The sequence below is a fragment of the Cupriavidus sp. GW822-FHT06G04 genome (assembly GCF_058799075.1).
On sequence record NZ_JBXALD010000004.1, the window covers coordinates 412,350 to 426,001 of the forward strand.

The window sequence follows — 13,652 nt, forward strand, 5'->3', positions numbered from 1 at the left end:
GGCCGGGAGATTCACCGTGTTTCCGAGGCTCAGGGAGGAGTATAAGGCATGATCGAACTCAAGATCGACACTACGACCGTCAAACGGGCGCTCGGCCGCCTGGAGGGCTTCCAGCGCAGCAAGCGGCCGCTGATGCGCAAGTTGGCCGCCATCATGGCCGACGCCGTCGAGGAGAACTTCGCACAGGAAGGTCGGCCCAAATGGCTCGGTCTGGCCAAGTCCACCCGCAAACGCCGACCCGACGGCAAGATTCTCCAGGCGAGCGGTCGGCTCGCCGCCTCTATTCAGAGCCAGGCCGACAGCGATTCCGCTGCAGTGGGAACCAACGTCAAATATGCTGCCATCCACCAGCTCGGCGGTGAAATCACCCGCGCTGCCCATTCTGGCTGGGTCCGGCTACGCACTAACGCCAGGGGCAACCTGGTGCGCCAAGGAAGCAAAGGCCGCGCAGCCCATCTAGCGGTCTTTGCCAAGGAATCCCACAAACGGGTTAAGAGGGTCCGCTATACAACAGGCGAGAGCAAGATCCAGATGCCGGCTCGACCATTCCTAGCCCTGACTTCGGCCGACGAGGACCAGATCGAGCAGACGGTGTCCGCCTACCTGGCGTCCGTTTTCGAGTAGTTCTCCGCTATGCTTTGGTCTATTACATAAGACCTAGGAGAATGAAGTGTCGGCACCAAAGTATCAGGCAACGCACGGCCTGGATAGATGTCCCCAATGCGGCATTGCAAAGCCGAACCTCTCCACCGCGTATCACTATGCGACGGACACTGAGCAGCCGTTGAAGAGTCAATACTACAATTTGCTCCTTTGTGGGAGTTGCAAGCATATGACGCTTGTCAAATCCTCATTGACTGCGACCTTGGCTATTTGGCCTACACCTAGGCAGTACTCCGAGGACATACCGGTACGGGCGCGACAGTCTCTCAAAGACGCTGCAGACACTCTGGGTACGCCATCATTAAGCATTATCGGGGCGGCTCGCGCAGTCGACTTTATGCTTGCCGAGAAGGGCTTTCCCGGCGGGAAAGGTACCAACTTGGCTGGACGCATAAATGACGCGGCGGCGAAGCACGTCATCACAGCAGATATGAAGGAATGGGCGGACGAAGTCAGATTGGATGCCAATGCCGAACGGCACGCCGATACGACCAGCCCCGAGCCAACGAAGGAGGATGCTGAGCGAGCGCTGCGCTTTGCAGAGGCATTGGCGGAACTGCTTTTCGAGCTTCCGGCACGGGTAAAGCGTGGGCGCGGCAAGAACCCCTCCCAGCCCGTAGCAACCACTGTTGGCTCGCCCAACATTTCGAAAGCTCCGAGGCCGATTACGCCCCTTGGCGGCGCAAACTGAAATCCGGCCCGTGGCGCGATTTTGACCCCCATCCCGCTACGGTGGCCTATCCCACCCGCCCCAAACAGTGTTAAGGGCAGGTTAAAAACGGTCCTAGCGGGGTTCCCCCCTCCCGTCCTTCCCCGCGCCCGCGTCAACCCGGCCGGGTGACACCCTTCCACCTCCGCCGATAGCCATGCCGTCGCCAAGATGGCGACATGGCTATCCCCCGCACCACCCACCCCCACATTGCCCGGTTGTCTGTCGAAATCTCGACGGGCTCCAACGCTATCCAGCTGATGCCGGCGGGCGCGTTTCGCGCCAACGATGGGCGGCCCAAGGAATGCGACGCCTGGCACATCGACTCCACGATCGCGGCGGTCGTCGTCGCTGCCGTCAATGCACGGCAGACACCCTATGTCGTGGACTACGAGCACCAGACCCTGGCAGCGGCGACCAATGGACATCCCGCGCCGGCTTCCGGCTGGTTCAGCAAGGTGGAATGGCGCGAAGGCGAAGGTCTGTTCGCCATCGATGTCGAGTGGACGCCCAGGGCGCAGGCAATGATCGCCGCGAAGGAATACCGCTTCATTTCGCCGGTATTCACCTATGACGCCAAAACAGGCGCTGTGGGGCAACTGCTCCACGTGGCACTCACCAACAACCCTGCGCTCGATGGCATGGACGAAGTCACCGTCGCCGCCGCATCGCGCCTGCTCGCCGATTTAACCGCCCAGACGGGGGCTCTTCCCGTCGAACCCAATCAGGAGCCAGAAATGGATGAACTGCTGGAGCAGCTGCGTTGGCTGCTCAACCTGCCTGTCGGCGCCACGGCCGATGACGTCAAGGCGCAACTGCAAAAGCTGATCGCCCAGTTGTCCGAAGGCAAAGGCACCGCTGCTGCGTCGGTAAACGTGGCCGAGCTGATTGCCAACCAAGGGCAACAGATTGTCGCCCTGTCCGCCAACCAGGTCGACCCGGCCAAGTTCGTGCCGCTGGCGGTCGTCGATGGGCTGCGCACCGAGATCGCAGCGCTCACGGCCCAAGTCGCCAACTCGGCGGCGCAGGCCAGTGCTACCACGGTCGACGGCCTGGTGACCGTTGCGCTGTCCGATGGTCGCTTGCATCCCACGATGGAAGCCTGGGCGCGCGCCCTGGGTGAGAAGGACATCGCCGCCCTGAAGGAGTACGTGGAAAAGAGCAAGCCGATTGCCGCGCTGACCTCCACGCAGACCTCCGTCATCGCGCCGGCACTCGCCGCAACCCTGAGTCCGGCCGGTCAGCCCGACGCCACGCAACTGGCTATCTGCTCGGCGCTCGGCGTCGACGGCGCCGACTTCGCCACTGCCGGCAAGTAGCCCGTCAGGCGTCCGTCCTCACCTAACTACTGGAGAACAGCATGCCTTCGCTCACAGGCGACCGCAACACCACCAACCGCGCCGGCACCGACTTCGAGTTTCCGGTCGCGGCCAACGCCCGGATCTTCGCCGGTGCCATCGTGGCTATCGACACTGCCACGGCGCTGGCGAACAAGGGCGCTACCAGCACCACGCTCAAGTGCGTGGGTATCGCCCAGGCCGCTGCTGACAACACCGGCGGCGCCGCAGGTGCCATCCGCGTGCGTGTACGCCGGGGCCTGTGGTACCTGGCCAACTCGGGTGCGGCCGACCAGATCACCCTGGCTGATGTTCAGTCGGATTGCTACCTGGTCGACGACCAGACGGTGGCCAAGACCAACGGCGGCAATACGCGCTCGATCGCCGGCAAGGTGCGCGACGTGGATGCCAACGGCGTCTGGGTCGAGTTCTAACGCAACCCACCTCGCTTAACTCTCGGAGAGATAGATGAAAGTCAGTCGAATGAATGTGCTGGTGGTCGGTGCCGGTCTGGCCATCGCCGGCATTGTGGCCGCGCTGGCCAGCATGGCCGGGGGTGCAAGCCCCGCCACGGCCGCCACGCTGGTGAGCTTCAGCATGGACCAGGTTGACCCGCGCCTCATGGGCATCTGCGGTGCCGGCCTGGTGATCAACCGCAGCAACCTCAATTCCCTGTTCCAGGGATTCAAGGTGCTGTTCCAGAAAGCCTTCGATGGTGTGCCGGCGGACTGGGACAAGGTGGCGATGCGCGTGCCATCGACGTCGTCCAAAGAAGTGTACCCCTGGCTGGGTCAGACCACTCGCTTCCGTGAGTGGATCGGTGATCGAGTGCTGCAGAACCTGATGCTGCATGACTTCACCATCAAGAACAAGCCGTGGGAAAACACCATCACCATCGACCGCGACGAGATCGATGACGACTCGTATGGTGTGTACGCGCCGATGGCATCGCAGCTCGGCCAGGACGCCAAGCAACACCCCGACGAGCTCGTCTTCAGCCTGCTCGCGGCCGGGTTCGCATCCGCCTGCTACGACGGCCAATACTTCTTCGACACGGATCACCCCGTGCTGCAGGCAGACGGCTCCGTTGGCTCGGTTTCCAACTTCCAGGGCGGCGCGGGCACTGCCTGGTACCTGCTCGACACCACCAAGATGATCAAGCCGCTCATCTACCAGGTGCGCAAGGACTACAAGTTCGTGGCCATGGATCAGGAGACCGACGAGCAGGTCTTCACCAGCAAGAAGTTCCGCTACGGCGTCGACGCTCGCTCGAATGTCGGTTTCGGCCTGTGGCAGCTCGGCTATGCCTCCAAGCAGGATCTGACGCCGGAGAACTACGCCGCCGCACGCGCCGCGATGATGTCCATGAAGGGTGACAACGGCAAGCCGCTCGGAGTGCGCCCATCGCTCCTGGTCGTGCCGCCGAGCTTGGAAGGCAAGGGCCTGCAGATCCTGCAAGCCGAGAAGAACGCCAACGGCGCCGACAACATCTACCGTAATACCGCCCAGCTGCTGAACACGCCCTGGCTGAGCTGACGGGATAACTCCCCGCCGAAGACTGCCGCGTAACGCCGTAAGCGCGGAGGCAGACAGACCGGAACCCTCGGCGCAGTTGCTGGGTTCCGGACGGTTAAATAATCAACTGATGGAGAGCCAAGATGGCCACCAAAGTGAAGGTTCTGCGCGTGATCAGCCGCCTGGACAAATTTCGCCGCGCTGGACACGAGTTCAGCGCCCACCCGAAAAATATCCCGCTGGCGTCGCTTTCTGAAAACCAGCTCACCGCGCTCAAGAGCGAGTCGAATCTGGTCTGCGTGGAAGCAGAGATGGTAGTCGACGACCAGGGCAATTTGATCGATGTCTCGGCCGAGCTGATCGACAGCGCGGCCCAGGACCTCCGGAGCTGGGCGGAAGACCTGAACCGCCAGGCGAACGACCTGACGGTGCGTGAAGGCCAGGTCGCTGATCGGGAACAAGCCGTGGCTAAGGCCGAGGAGGCGCTCGCTGCTCGCGAAACGGCCGTCGCGGCTCGCGAGGCCGCTGCCATCGAAGCTGCGGCAAAGGCTAGCAACACCGGCAAGAAGAGCAGCTAAGCTATGGCCTACGCAACGCGGGACGCGATGACGGCGCGGTTTGGTGAGGAAGAGCTCATCGAGTTGACCGACCGCGCCCAGATCGGAGAGGTGGATACGGCGCTGCTGGATAGTGCATTGGAAGACGCCAGCGCCGAGATCGACAGCTACCTTGCCGGTCGCTATCCCGTCCCGCTTGCGCAGGCGCCTCGCTTCCTCGCTGGTCTGTGCCAGGACATTGCCCGGTATCGCCTATGCGGCAGCGGCACTCGCAGCACCGACGAAATCAACGATCGCTACAAGAACGCCATTCGTTTCCTGGAGAAGGTCGCCAATGGTTCTGTCTCCATCGGGCCTGTGCCCCAGGCGTCGGTGCCGGTGGCAAGCAACCAGGTGATCTTTAACAGCGGCGCCAAGGCATTCGGCCGTGGGCGAGGTGCACTGTGATCGAGCTCGTGGGCACGCCAATCATCACGGCCGTCGAGCTCGCCATGGTGGCCAGACTGCGCCTCGGTCTGGGCAAGATGGTTAAGTCTGTCGAGACCTATGGCGGCGAGCTCGATGACGAGACTGACGAGGTGATCCGTCGCTTCCCTGCTGCCTGGGTGACGTTCGGCGGCGTGCGCGATTCATCGCCTGTGTCGACCAGCCGCGGGAAGTGGAAGAAGGAAGCGCTTTTCGCTGTCATGGTCGGCGCGCGCAGCGTGCGCAATGAGCAGGCTGCTAGGCACGGTGGTGCCGGCCGACATGAAGTCGGCACCAACCAGCTGATCTACGCAGTGAACCGGTTGCTCACCCAGCAGGATCTCGACTTGCCGATCCGGGAGTTGGCGCCTGGACGCATCCGCACGCTGCGCCACGTCCTGGTGCAGCGCGAGGCGTTCTCCTGCTTTGCCATCGAGTTCCATACCGCTTGGATTGACGATGCACTGCCTCACGGTCGCTTCCCTGCACCCACAGGCCCGACCGATCCGGACGCCATCTTTGAGCAGCACGGCGGCGAGCTTGGCCAGCCTGACCCGGACTGGTTGCGCACCGGTCTGAATTACCACCTGGCGCCCGACGATGGAAATCCGGACGCCACAGATCTCATCGGCCCAGACAAGGAGTGAGCCATGAAAGTAAGAGCCGCACCCGGTCTTCGGGTGCCCACCGAAGACAATCCGCGTCGGTACATCACCGCGGCTGAGCCCGTTGACGTGCCGCGCAGCGCGTACTACCTGCGCGCGCTCGCTGATGGTGACCTAGTGCCGGCCGACGACGCCGAGGCGGCAGCTGTTGAAAATGCGACGCCCCAGGCAGACGAGACCGTGACGGCCGAGCCTGTCGTCACGGGCAAGAAAGCACGCTGACCGGTACGCAAAGGAGCATCCATGTCCAGCCCGAATATCAGTTTCGATCAAATCCAGAGCAGCATCCGCAAGCCAGGAAAATACTTCGAGTTCAACACGAAGTTGGCCGTCCGCACGCTGCCTGGAAACCAGCAGAAGGTGCTGATCGTTGGTCAGCGCCTGGCAAGCGGCACACAACCTGCTCTAGTCTCCGCCGACGTCTTCAGCAACGAGCAAGCCGCACAGCTGTTTGGGCGCGGCTCAATCGCGCATCTGATGGCAACCGCCGCGATCAAGGCCAACCCCTACCTGCAGCTGACGGTGATCGCTGTGGATGACGCCCCGGCTGGCATAGCCGCAACTGCGGACGTCACGCTCACTGGCCCTGCCATATCTTCAGGCGTCGTGAGCTTGTATGTCGGTGATGTCCGCACCGATGTCGTTGCCGCTGCTGGCGATACCGCCGCTGCAATCGCCACAGCGTTGGCAGCCGCACTCGGAAAGCAGGTGGATCTGCCGGTGACGGCCGCTGCCAATGCCGGAAAGATTACGGTCACGGCGCGAAACAAGGGCGCCGCCAGCAACGCGATCAAGCTCAGCGCCGTCAGCACGGCCGAAGGCGTTTCTGCCACCGCCGCAGCGATGGCCGGCGGTCAGATTGACCCGGACATCGCGCCTGCCCTGGCGGTGGTAGTCAAAGGTGGGCACGATATCGTGGTCGACCCGTTCGCCGCCCAGGCGAGCCTCACCGCGATTCGTACGCACCTGGACTTCGTGTCCGGACCACGTGAGCAGCGAGGCACGATTGGCGTGTGGGCGTGGCCGAACTCCCTTGCCACCGGCGAAGCGCTGGCCAGCCAGGTCAACAACGGTCGGATCACGGGCGCGTGGCATCGGGGCTCCGTCAAGATGCCATGCGAGATCGCCGCAGGGTATGCCGCCGTAATCGCAAGCGAGGAGGATCCCGCGCGCCCACTTAATACCCTCGCGATCGCCGGCATCGATGTGACGCCAATCGACCAACGCCCGAGCACCACCGAGCAGGAGAACGCGCTCTATAACGGCCTCTCGCCACTCGAAGTCGGTCCGGGCGACGTGGTGCAGATCGTCCGTGCGATCACAACGTACACCAAGGACCCGCAGGGCATCGACGACGTTGCGCTGCTGGATCTCACGACGATCCGTACGCTCGACTACGTGCGCAAGGCTTGCCGCGAGCGCGTTGCTCTGCGGTTCCCGCGCGACAAGCTGTCGGATCGCACGCCGCCCAAGGTCCGCTCGGAGCTGCTCGATGTCCTGTTCAAGCTGGAGGAGCTTGAAATCGTCGAGGCTGTCGAGGAAAACAAGGACGGCCTGATCACCGAGCGCGACAGCCAGGACGTGAACCGTCTGAACGCAAAGATCCCGGTCGACGTGGTCAACGGCCTGCACGTATTCGCAGGCCGCATCGACCTGTTGCTGTAATCGCGAGTCAACGCTCGCATCCACAGGAGAGCCAATATGGCACTGCAAGAATATGCCGGCGCGATCGTGCTGGAGGTGGACGGGAAAGAAGTTGAGGTCATCGACGTCAGCGATACCGTCCGCACCGGCCGCAAGCTGGTTAAGACGATGAACCGCACCGGCCGTGCCAAGGGCTTTGCCCGAGGCATCGCCGAGTACGACCTGTCGCTGACCGTCGCCATTCCGTTGTCGGGTGACCTGGACTGGGAAAAGATCGAAGGCGCCAAGCTGACGATCTATCCGAACAGCCCAGGCGGCCAGCGCGAGAGCTATCTCGACTGCTTCACCACCGAGGTGGGCAACAAATACACGGTGGACAACGAAGCGCGCCGTGACATCAAGATGCAATCCCTGCGCAAGGTGAAGGAATGATCGAGAAAGGCACTCTCACCTACGGCGTCGAATACCCGCCGGCATCGGGCACGCTGCATTTCGACTTTGAACTGCGCCTGCCCACGATCGAAGACAACGTTACTGCGATCGAGGAGGTCGGTGCGGGTTCGTCGCTGCGCATCTCTGTTGCGATGATGGCGTTGTGCCTGGTGCGCCTGGGCGACATCCCGAAGGAAGCCATCACCACGGGGCTGCTTAACACCATGGTCGACGATGACTATGACGTGTTGGCCATCAAGCGGGATGAGCTCAAAAAAAAGCGCAGGACGTTGAGCGGTACCTCGCGGACTACCGACTCAGCGTCGTCCTCCTCGGACGCCACGGCGTCCCAGAGTCCACAGTCCGCCAGCTGACCGGCCCTGAGCTGGAAGGCTACCTCGCCGCGATCTCCAAGCTCTATGGCGGTCGCGGCAAGGGTGGCCGGTCGGGCGACGATGGCGGCACAGAGACAAAGACCCGACGGATCACCAGTCAACGCAACAAGAGACCGAAATAGCCGATGGGAACCGATCTCCAAGTCGCCATGTTGCTCAAGGCGCGCGACGACGGCTCGCGCGTTGTGGCCAGGGGCATGGCCGATGTCGTTAAGCAGACGGAAGCGGCCGAGCGATCGACGGTCGGCCTGAACCGCGAAAGCAAGCGCCTCTCCGACGCACGCCAGATCCTCGGCGTGCGCGCCGAGCAGGCCGTCCAGCGCGAGATCCGCCAGACACAGGCCGCGTACGCCAGGCTGGCTGCGTCTGGCACCATTTCCGCACGCGAGCAGTCCCGCGCCTATGAGGCCATGACGCAGCGCGTCCGGGAGCTGCGTCGTGAGATGGCCGGCGTCAGTACAGCACAGCGCGCGATCTCGGGTGCTGCAAAGGGGCTTGTGGCGGGTGCCGCCGGAGTTGCGGCTGGTGGTTATGTTGTAGCCCAGCCCATGCGCCGTGTGGCCAGTTACGACATGCGTCTGGCGCAGATGAGCAACACGGCGTTCGCGGAGACCGAAGACAAAGACGGCCGCAAGCTCTCAGAAGCCGAGCAGCTTGAGCGCCGCCGCCGGGGAAAATCCCAGCTCGAAGGCTACATTTCTGCCGCGACTGGCGAGGGCGGCACCCGCGACGATACCGCCAACGCCCTGGACAAGCTGATCGCCCGAGGCATTTTCTCGCCCGAGCAGGCCGGCGCACTCCTGCCCACGATCAACAAGGCCGCCACCGCCGCCGGATCGTCGTCCGAGGAGATGACGGACGTGGTCATGGCTGCCGTTCAGAACGCCAAGATCCCCGTCGACCAGATCCCGAAAGCACTGGGCATGGCGTTGCGCGCCGGCCAGATGGGCGGCTTCGAGCTCAAGGACATGGCGCGCTGGCTGCCGAAGATGCTGGCCATGGGTGGCCTTTCCGGCCTGCGTGGCATGGATGGCATGGCATCCATCCTGGCGGCCAGCCAGCTCGCGGTGACCGCTGCAGGCGGCAGCGACGATGCTGGCAACAACGTGGTCAACCTGCTGCAGAAGATCACGTCGGCCGACACAGCTGCGGACTTCAAGAAGCTGTCCTCCAAGACGCTCGGGACCAAGGGCAAAGGCGATGCCGGCATCGATCTGTATGGCACTCTTGCCCAGGCACGTAAGGAAGGCGTCGACCCCGTCGAGGCGTTCACGCGCCTGGTGCGGCGTGTGGCCGAGGCCGACAAGGATTTCGCGACCATGCGTAAGCGCGCCGAGGACAGCAAGGACGACAAGGACAAGGCTGCCATGTACGGCGGCATGGCTGACATCCTCATGTCGCGCGGCGTGGGGAAGACCATCCAGGATAGGCAGGCAATGCTGGGGCTGCTGCCGATGCTGTTTAACCCAGACGCATACAAGAACATGAAGCGCGGCATCCTCCAGGGCGATGAGACCGCACTTTCTGTGAACCAGGCATTCATCAAGGAACAGGCGGCCTTCAAGTTCCAGCAGGGTCAGAACGCTATCGAGAAGGGAGAGTACGACGCGTTCGGAGGTCTCAATGGCGCCGTGGGTGACGTGGCCGTGAAGCTGGCCGAGTACGGTTCCAAGTATCCCGCGCTGACGGCGTCCCTTGTAGGAGCAACGGTGGCGGTTAAGGCGCTGGCGGCCGCCGCACTCGCGGGAGGCGCGGCGAACCTGCTAGCTGGTCGTGCCGGTGGCGCAGCTGGGGCCGCCGCATTGACCCAGGCGGCTGGTGCTGGTCGGGTTGCTGGCATGGTGGCCGGTACCAGCCGCTTCGCCAAGCTCGCCGCACCGGTCGCGCTACTCGGCGCCGGGTTCGATGCCTATAGCGTCAGCCAGAACAGCCTGCTGACGGATGCGCAGCGCAAGAGCGAGTACTCCCGCGTTGCCGGTGGTGCAGGCGGTGCGCTGGCCGGTGCCGCTGCAGGTGCGGCCATTGGATCTGTCGTGCCGGTAGTCGGTACCGCAATTGGCGGCATTGCCGGGGGCATCCTGGGCAGCCTGGGCGGTGAGAGTCTGGGCAAGATGCTGGGGGATGCCTTGTTCCGCGCCGAGACTGCCAAGCAGCCACAGCCCATCACTGTGCCGGTGACCGTCAATGTCGACGGGCAGCAGGTGGCGCAGTCCGTCAACCACGTCAACGCCATGTCCGCACGGAGAAACTGATGGCCTGGGACGAGACTCTGCTCGATGCATCCTTCCGGGGCGTGCCGTTCGATTGCATTCGAACGCGCGACTCCGCTCCACGCGATGTGGCCCGGCACGCGTATCCGTACCTCGATGGCGAAGATACCGACGATCAAGGTCGCAAGGCCCGTGCAACGGCCATTACGGCGATCTTCTATGGCGCTGACTATGAGACGCGCCTGCAGGCGTTCATCAAGGCGCTGGATGAGCGTGGCGCTGGTGAGCTGATCCATCCTGTTTTCGGCAGCATCAAAGCCCAGGTCCTGCACTACGACATCGAGCACGAGGCGGAGTCGCCCGATGCATGCACGGTATCGATCCAGCTAGTCGAGTCGACGCCTGGCAACCCGTTCTTTGTGCAGCAACTGCCGGCGCAGAAAGCGACTGAGGCCAGCCAGTTGGCAAAGGTGGCTTCAGGGAAAGGAATCGACCTCTTTGCCAGCGCGCTCGATGGCATCAAAGCCGTACAAGGAAACCTCGCTTCGGTTACGGCTCTGCGTAGCGTGCTAACCGGTACTCTAGGGGCGATCCGCGCGCAGGTTACCGGCTTCATTGGAACCACGCTCGATCTGATCGACTTTCCGCGCGCGTTCGCTGCTGACCTGGTCGGCATGCTTACGAACATGGTTGACCTACGATCGTTCGATGTTGGCGTCATCGCGAGCGATTGGAAGAGCCTCATTGGCCAGCTGGACTATGTGGTCCATTTGCCCACCAATGTGACTAGCGGCACTGTGACACCCTACGGTGATAGTGGCGGCAGTTCGAGCGGTGCTACCGCGCAACCGATCTCAGCCGATCCTGTGCACGTGGCGACCGTCGATGCGATTGTCCAGGTCGCGGTGGCGACGGCGGTCGCGGACGCGGCTACAACCATTCTCGCGGATGAGGCGGAAGATCCGACGTTGTCTCCAGAAGAGGTCGAGGCCATCAACAACGATGTCCGCGACTATGTCCAGGCGGCAATCGAGACCACGCGCGACCTCTACCCGGTCGACCAGGCACGCCCGGTGATTCAGGCATTGCGCGACACTGCAGCGGCAGTCCAGGACGCAGCTATCGCGGTAATTGATGCGCGCCCACCGCTTGGTCAGAAGACCGTCGAAGCGCCGGGGAACTTGCACCTGGTCGCCCATCGTTGGTATGGCGACTACACCCGTGCGGATGAACTCCTGCGGTTGAATCCAAAGCTGCGCAACCCGAACAACATTCAGGCCGGAGACGTCCTGTTCGCTTATGCCAAGTAACGATCAGAGCGATGATGCGGTTAGCCTGCTCATCGGCGGCAAAGTCCATGGCACCTGGACGCGATACGAGATCGACTCGGACCTGCTAATCCCAGCCGATGCGTGGCAGGTCGGACTCGGATTGCCACAAGGCGAGTTTCCGCCCATTGTTGAGGAAGGTGCATTGGTCGAGGTCCGGATCGGCCGGGACACTGTGCTCACCGGCCGCATCGACGACATTGCGCACGAGGTATCTAAGGAAAGCAATGATCTGACGATCAGCGGCCGGGATGGTGCCGCCGTCCTGGTCGACTGTTCATCGCCCATCTTCACCGCGAAGATGGCATCGCTGGCGGAAATCGTCGCTAACGTGGTTAAGCCCTTGGGCATCACCAAGATCCGTGTTGATGCCGATCGCACGTCGACATCGGACAAGGTGAATGTCGAGCCAGGCGACGCAGCGTGGGACACGCTGGTGCATGCGGCCGAAGCTAATGGGCTGTGGCCATGGTTTGAACCGGATGGCACGCTGGTGGTAGGCGGCCCTGATTACACGAAGCCTCCTGTTGCCAGCTTGATCATGAAGCGAAGTGGCGAGGGAAACAACCTGCTTAAGCTTGGCTACACGCGTTCCATGGCCGATCGATACTCCGAGGTCACGGTGTTGGGCCAATCGCACGGCACGTCCGTCGAGGCCGGCAAGAACGCCATCCGCGCGACCGTGCGCGACGAAGGTGTTGCACTGTATCGTCCGAAGGTAGTTATCGATCACGATGCCGACAATCGCCAGACAGCACAGTCCCGCGCCCGCAAGATCATCTCAGACTCGCGGCTGAAGGGGCGCACCCTGTCAGCGAAGGTGAAGGGGCATCGCACCAGCGACGGCATGCTATGGGCGCCTGGTCAGCGCATACACGTTATCAGCGAGCCGCACCGGATCGATGCGATCTACTTCCTGATGGCGCGCCGATTCGTCGGCGGCCGCGGCGAGGGAAAGGTCACGATGATGACGCTCAAGGAAGACGGCGTGTGGGTCCTCGATGCCCACCCGCACAAGCGCGCGAAGAAGCGTGCGAAGGGTCGCACCTCAAAGGGCGAGATTCTGGAGATTGTCGATGTGGGGTGAAGTCGATAAGCGCATTCGCCGCGCCATGTCCGGTGTGCGAAGTGCATTCCGATCGGTGCTCGCACGGGTCGATAGCGGTGGTCAGGTGCAGCTCGTCCAGGGAGAGGGTCTCGCGGGCGAACCTCTCCAGGACAATGAACTGTTCCAGCACTATGGCTACACATCTAATCCGCCGGCGGGCACGATGGCGGTGGTATTGCCAATAGGTGGGCGGACAAGCCACGGCATTATCGTGGCCACAGAGCACGGCACTTACCGGCTGAAGGAATTGAAGCCCGGCGAAGTCGCTCTATATACCGACGAAGGCGCCAAGGTGGTTCTCAAGCGTGGCCGCGTCATTGAGACGGACTGCGATGTCTATCGCGTGAACTGCAAGGTGTACGAAGTCAACGCAACCGAACAATCGGACTTCAACACGCCGATGCTCACTGCCAGCGAGGAAGTCACTGCACAGAAGCAGATTCACGGTAACGGCGGCATGACCATCAAGGGCGGAAATGGCGCATCATTCGAAGGGAATGTAAGCCAGACCGGCGGCAACTATACGACCGACGGTGACGTGCAGGCGTCCGGCAAGAGCTTGGTCGGACACCGTCACCAGGAGACTGGTGGTACCACGGGCACACCGATTTAGCCGTCAGCTTG

General features: G+C 62.7%; 16 protein-coding genes. All 16 read left to right on the forward strand.

Translation table 11 applies throughout. The features are described from left to right. Positions 1–48 precede the first annotated feature (48 nt). The 16 genes from AC1RKI_RS12345 (at position 49) to AC1RKI_RS12420 (ending at position 13,641) form a co-directional block, all read left to right on the forward strand. A complete protein-coding gene (locus AC1RKI_RS12345) occupies positions 49–624 on the forward strand; it encodes a phage virion morphogenesis protein (RefSeq protein ID WP_404991335.1) in 576 nt (191 codons plus the stop codon). 208 nt (positions 625–832) lie between these two features. Continuing rightward, positions 833–1,354 (forward strand): DUF4145 domain-containing protein, encoded by a 522-nt coding sequence (locus AC1RKI_RS12350; protein WP_492795569.1) that lies wholly within the window; start codon positions 833–835, stop codon positions 1,352–1,354. A gap of 197 nt (positions 1,355–1,551) precedes the next feature. After that, entirely contained in the window at positions 1,552–2,691 is a 1,140-nt protein-coding gene (locus AC1RKI_RS12355) for a phage protease (protein WP_404991333.1), read from the forward strand. Between the two features lie 41 nt (positions 2,692–2,732). Then, on the forward strand, positions 2,733–3,143 hold the full coding sequence (locus tag AC1RKI_RS12360) for a hypothetical protein (protein ID WP_404991332.1): 411 nt from the start codon (positions 2,733–2,735) through the stop codon (positions 3,141–3,143). Between the two features lie 34 nt (positions 3,144–3,177). Further along, positions 3,178–4,245 (forward strand): Mu-like prophage major head subunit gpT family protein, encoded by a 1,068-nt coding sequence (locus tag AC1RKI_RS12365; RefSeq protein ID WP_404991331.1) that lies wholly within the window; start codon positions 3,178–3,180, stop codon positions 4,243–4,245. A gap of 122 nt (positions 4,246–4,367) precedes the next feature. Next, positions 4,368–4,802 carry an HI1506-related protein gene (locus tag AC1RKI_RS12370; protein WP_404991330.1) on the forward strand — a complete coding sequence of 145 codons (435 nt, stop codon included), beginning with the start codon at positions 4,368–4,370 and terminating at the stop codon, positions 4,800–4,802. 3 nt (positions 4,803–4,805) lie between these two features. Then, complete coding sequence (locus tag AC1RKI_RS12375; protein ID WP_404991329.1) at positions 4,806–5,228, forward strand: gp436 family protein; 423 nt, start codon at positions 4,806–4,808, stop codon at positions 5,226–5,228. Next, the gene (locus AC1RKI_RS12380; RefSeq protein ID WP_404991328.1) at positions 5,225–5,893 is read left to right on the forward strand and encodes a DUF1834 family protein; all 669 of its coding nucleotides are present in this window, start codon (positions 5,225–5,227) and stop codon (positions 5,891–5,893) included. The genes AC1RKI_RS12375 and AC1RKI_RS12380 overlap by 4 nt, the downstream gene beginning before the upstream one ends. A 3-nt stretch (positions 5,894–5,896) precedes the next feature. Further along, a complete protein-coding gene (locus AC1RKI_RS12385) occupies positions 5,897–6,133 on the forward strand; it encodes a DUF2635 domain-containing protein (RefSeq protein WP_404991327.1) in 237 nt (78 codons plus the stop codon). Positions 6,134–6,154: 21 nt separating this feature from the next. After that, entirely contained in the window at positions 6,155–7,576 is a 1,422-nt protein-coding gene (locus AC1RKI_RS12390; protein ID WP_404991326.1) for a phage tail sheath C-terminal domain-containing protein, read from the forward strand. Between the two features lie 36 nt (positions 7,577–7,612). Next, the gene (locus AC1RKI_RS12395; RefSeq protein ID WP_404991325.1) at positions 7,613–7,987 is read left to right on the forward strand and encodes a phage tail protein; all 375 of its coding nucleotides are present in this window, start codon (positions 7,613–7,615) and stop codon (positions 7,985–7,987) included. Continuing rightward, complete coding sequence (locus AC1RKI_RS12400) at positions 7,984–8,361, forward strand: hypothetical protein (protein ID WP_404991324.1); 378 nt, start codon at positions 7,984–7,986, stop codon at positions 8,359–8,361. Before AC1RKI_RS12395 ends, AC1RKI_RS12400 begins: the two co-directional genes overlap by 4 nt. Before the next feature lie 146 nt (positions 8,362–8,507). Further along, positions 8,508–10,634, forward strand: a complete 2,127-nt coding sequence (locus AC1RKI_RS12405) for a phage tail tape measure protein (protein WP_404991323.1) — start codon at positions 8,508–8,510, stop codon at positions 10,632–10,634. Continuing rightward, positions 10,634–11,902, forward strand: coding sequence for a DNA circularization protein (locus AC1RKI_RS12410; RefSeq protein ID WP_404991322.1), 1,269 nt, complete (start codon positions 10,634–10,636; stop codon positions 11,900–11,902). The genes AC1RKI_RS12405 and AC1RKI_RS12410 overlap by 1 nt, the downstream gene beginning before the upstream one ends. After that, entirely contained in the window at positions 11,892–13,007 is a 1,116-nt protein-coding gene (locus AC1RKI_RS12415; protein ID WP_404991321.1) for a phage baseplate assembly protein, read from the forward strand. Before AC1RKI_RS12410 ends, AC1RKI_RS12415 begins: the two co-directional genes overlap by 11 nt. Continuing rightward, on the forward strand, positions 12,997–13,641 hold the full coding sequence (locus AC1RKI_RS12420; RefSeq protein WP_404991320.1) for a phage baseplate assembly protein V: 645 nt from the start codon (positions 12,997–12,999) through the stop codon (positions 13,639–13,641). The genes AC1RKI_RS12415 and AC1RKI_RS12420 overlap by 11 nt, the downstream gene beginning before the upstream one ends. The last annotated feature ends 11 nt before the right edge of the window (positions 13,642–13,652 follow it).

What these genes read in the sequence shown, in the direction of transcription:
- AC1RKI_RS12345 (WP_404991335.1), top strand. Translation starts at nt 49, where the DNA reads ATGATCGAACTCAAGATCGACACTACGACCGTCAAACGGGCGCTCGGC.
- AC1RKI_RS12350 (WP_492795569.1), top strand. Translation starts at nt 833, where the DNA reads ATGACGCTTGTCAAATCCTCATTGACTGCGACCTTGGCTATTTGGCCT.
- AC1RKI_RS12355 (WP_404991333.1), top strand. Translation starts at nt 1,552, where the DNA reads ATGGCTATCCCCCGCACCACCCACCCCCACATTGCCCGGTTGTCTGTC.
- AC1RKI_RS12360 (WP_404991332.1), top strand. Translation starts at nt 2,733, where the DNA reads ATGCCTTCGCTCACAGGCGACCGCAACACCACCAACCGCGCCGGCACC.
- AC1RKI_RS12365 (WP_404991331.1), top strand. Translation starts at nt 3,178, where the DNA reads ATGAAAGTCAGTCGAATGAATGTGCTGGTGGTCGGTGCCGGTCTGGCC.
- AC1RKI_RS12370 (WP_404991330.1), top strand. Translation starts at nt 4,368, where the DNA reads ATGGCCACCAAAGTGAAGGTTCTGCGCGTGATCAGCCGCCTGGACAAA.
- AC1RKI_RS12375 (WP_404991329.1), top strand. Translation starts at nt 4,806, where the DNA reads ATGGCCTACGCAACGCGGGACGCGATGACGGCGCGGTTTGGTGAGGAA.
- AC1RKI_RS12385 (WP_404991327.1), top strand. Translation starts at nt 5,897, where the DNA reads ATGAAAGTAAGAGCCGCACCCGGTCTTCGGGTGCCCACCGAAGACAAT.
- AC1RKI_RS12390 (WP_404991326.1), top strand. Translation starts at nt 6,155, where the DNA reads ATGTCCAGCCCGAATATCAGTTTCGATCAAATCCAGAGCAGCATCCGC.
- AC1RKI_RS12395 (WP_404991325.1), top strand. Translation starts at nt 7,613, where the DNA reads ATGGCACTGCAAGAATATGCCGGCGCGATCGTGCTGGAGGTGGACGGG.
- AC1RKI_RS12400 (WP_404991324.1), top strand. Translation starts at nt 7,984, where the DNA reads ATGATCGAGAAAGGCACTCTCACCTACGGCGTCGAATACCCGCCGGCA.
- AC1RKI_RS12405 (WP_404991323.1), top strand. Translation starts at nt 8,508, where the DNA reads ATGGGAACCGATCTCCAAGTCGCCATGTTGCTCAAGGCGCGCGACGAC.
- AC1RKI_RS12410 (WP_404991322.1), top strand. Translation starts at nt 10,634, where the DNA reads ATGGCCTGGGACGAGACTCTGCTCGATGCATCCTTCCGGGGCGTGCCG.
- AC1RKI_RS12415 (WP_404991321.1), top strand. Translation starts at nt 11,892, where the DNA reads ATGCCAAGTAACGATCAGAGCGATGATGCGGTTAGCCTGCTCATCGGC.
- AC1RKI_RS12420 (WP_404991320.1), top strand. Translation starts at nt 12,997, where the DNA reads ATGTGGGGTGAAGTCGATAAGCGCATTCGCCGCGCCATGTCCGGTGTG.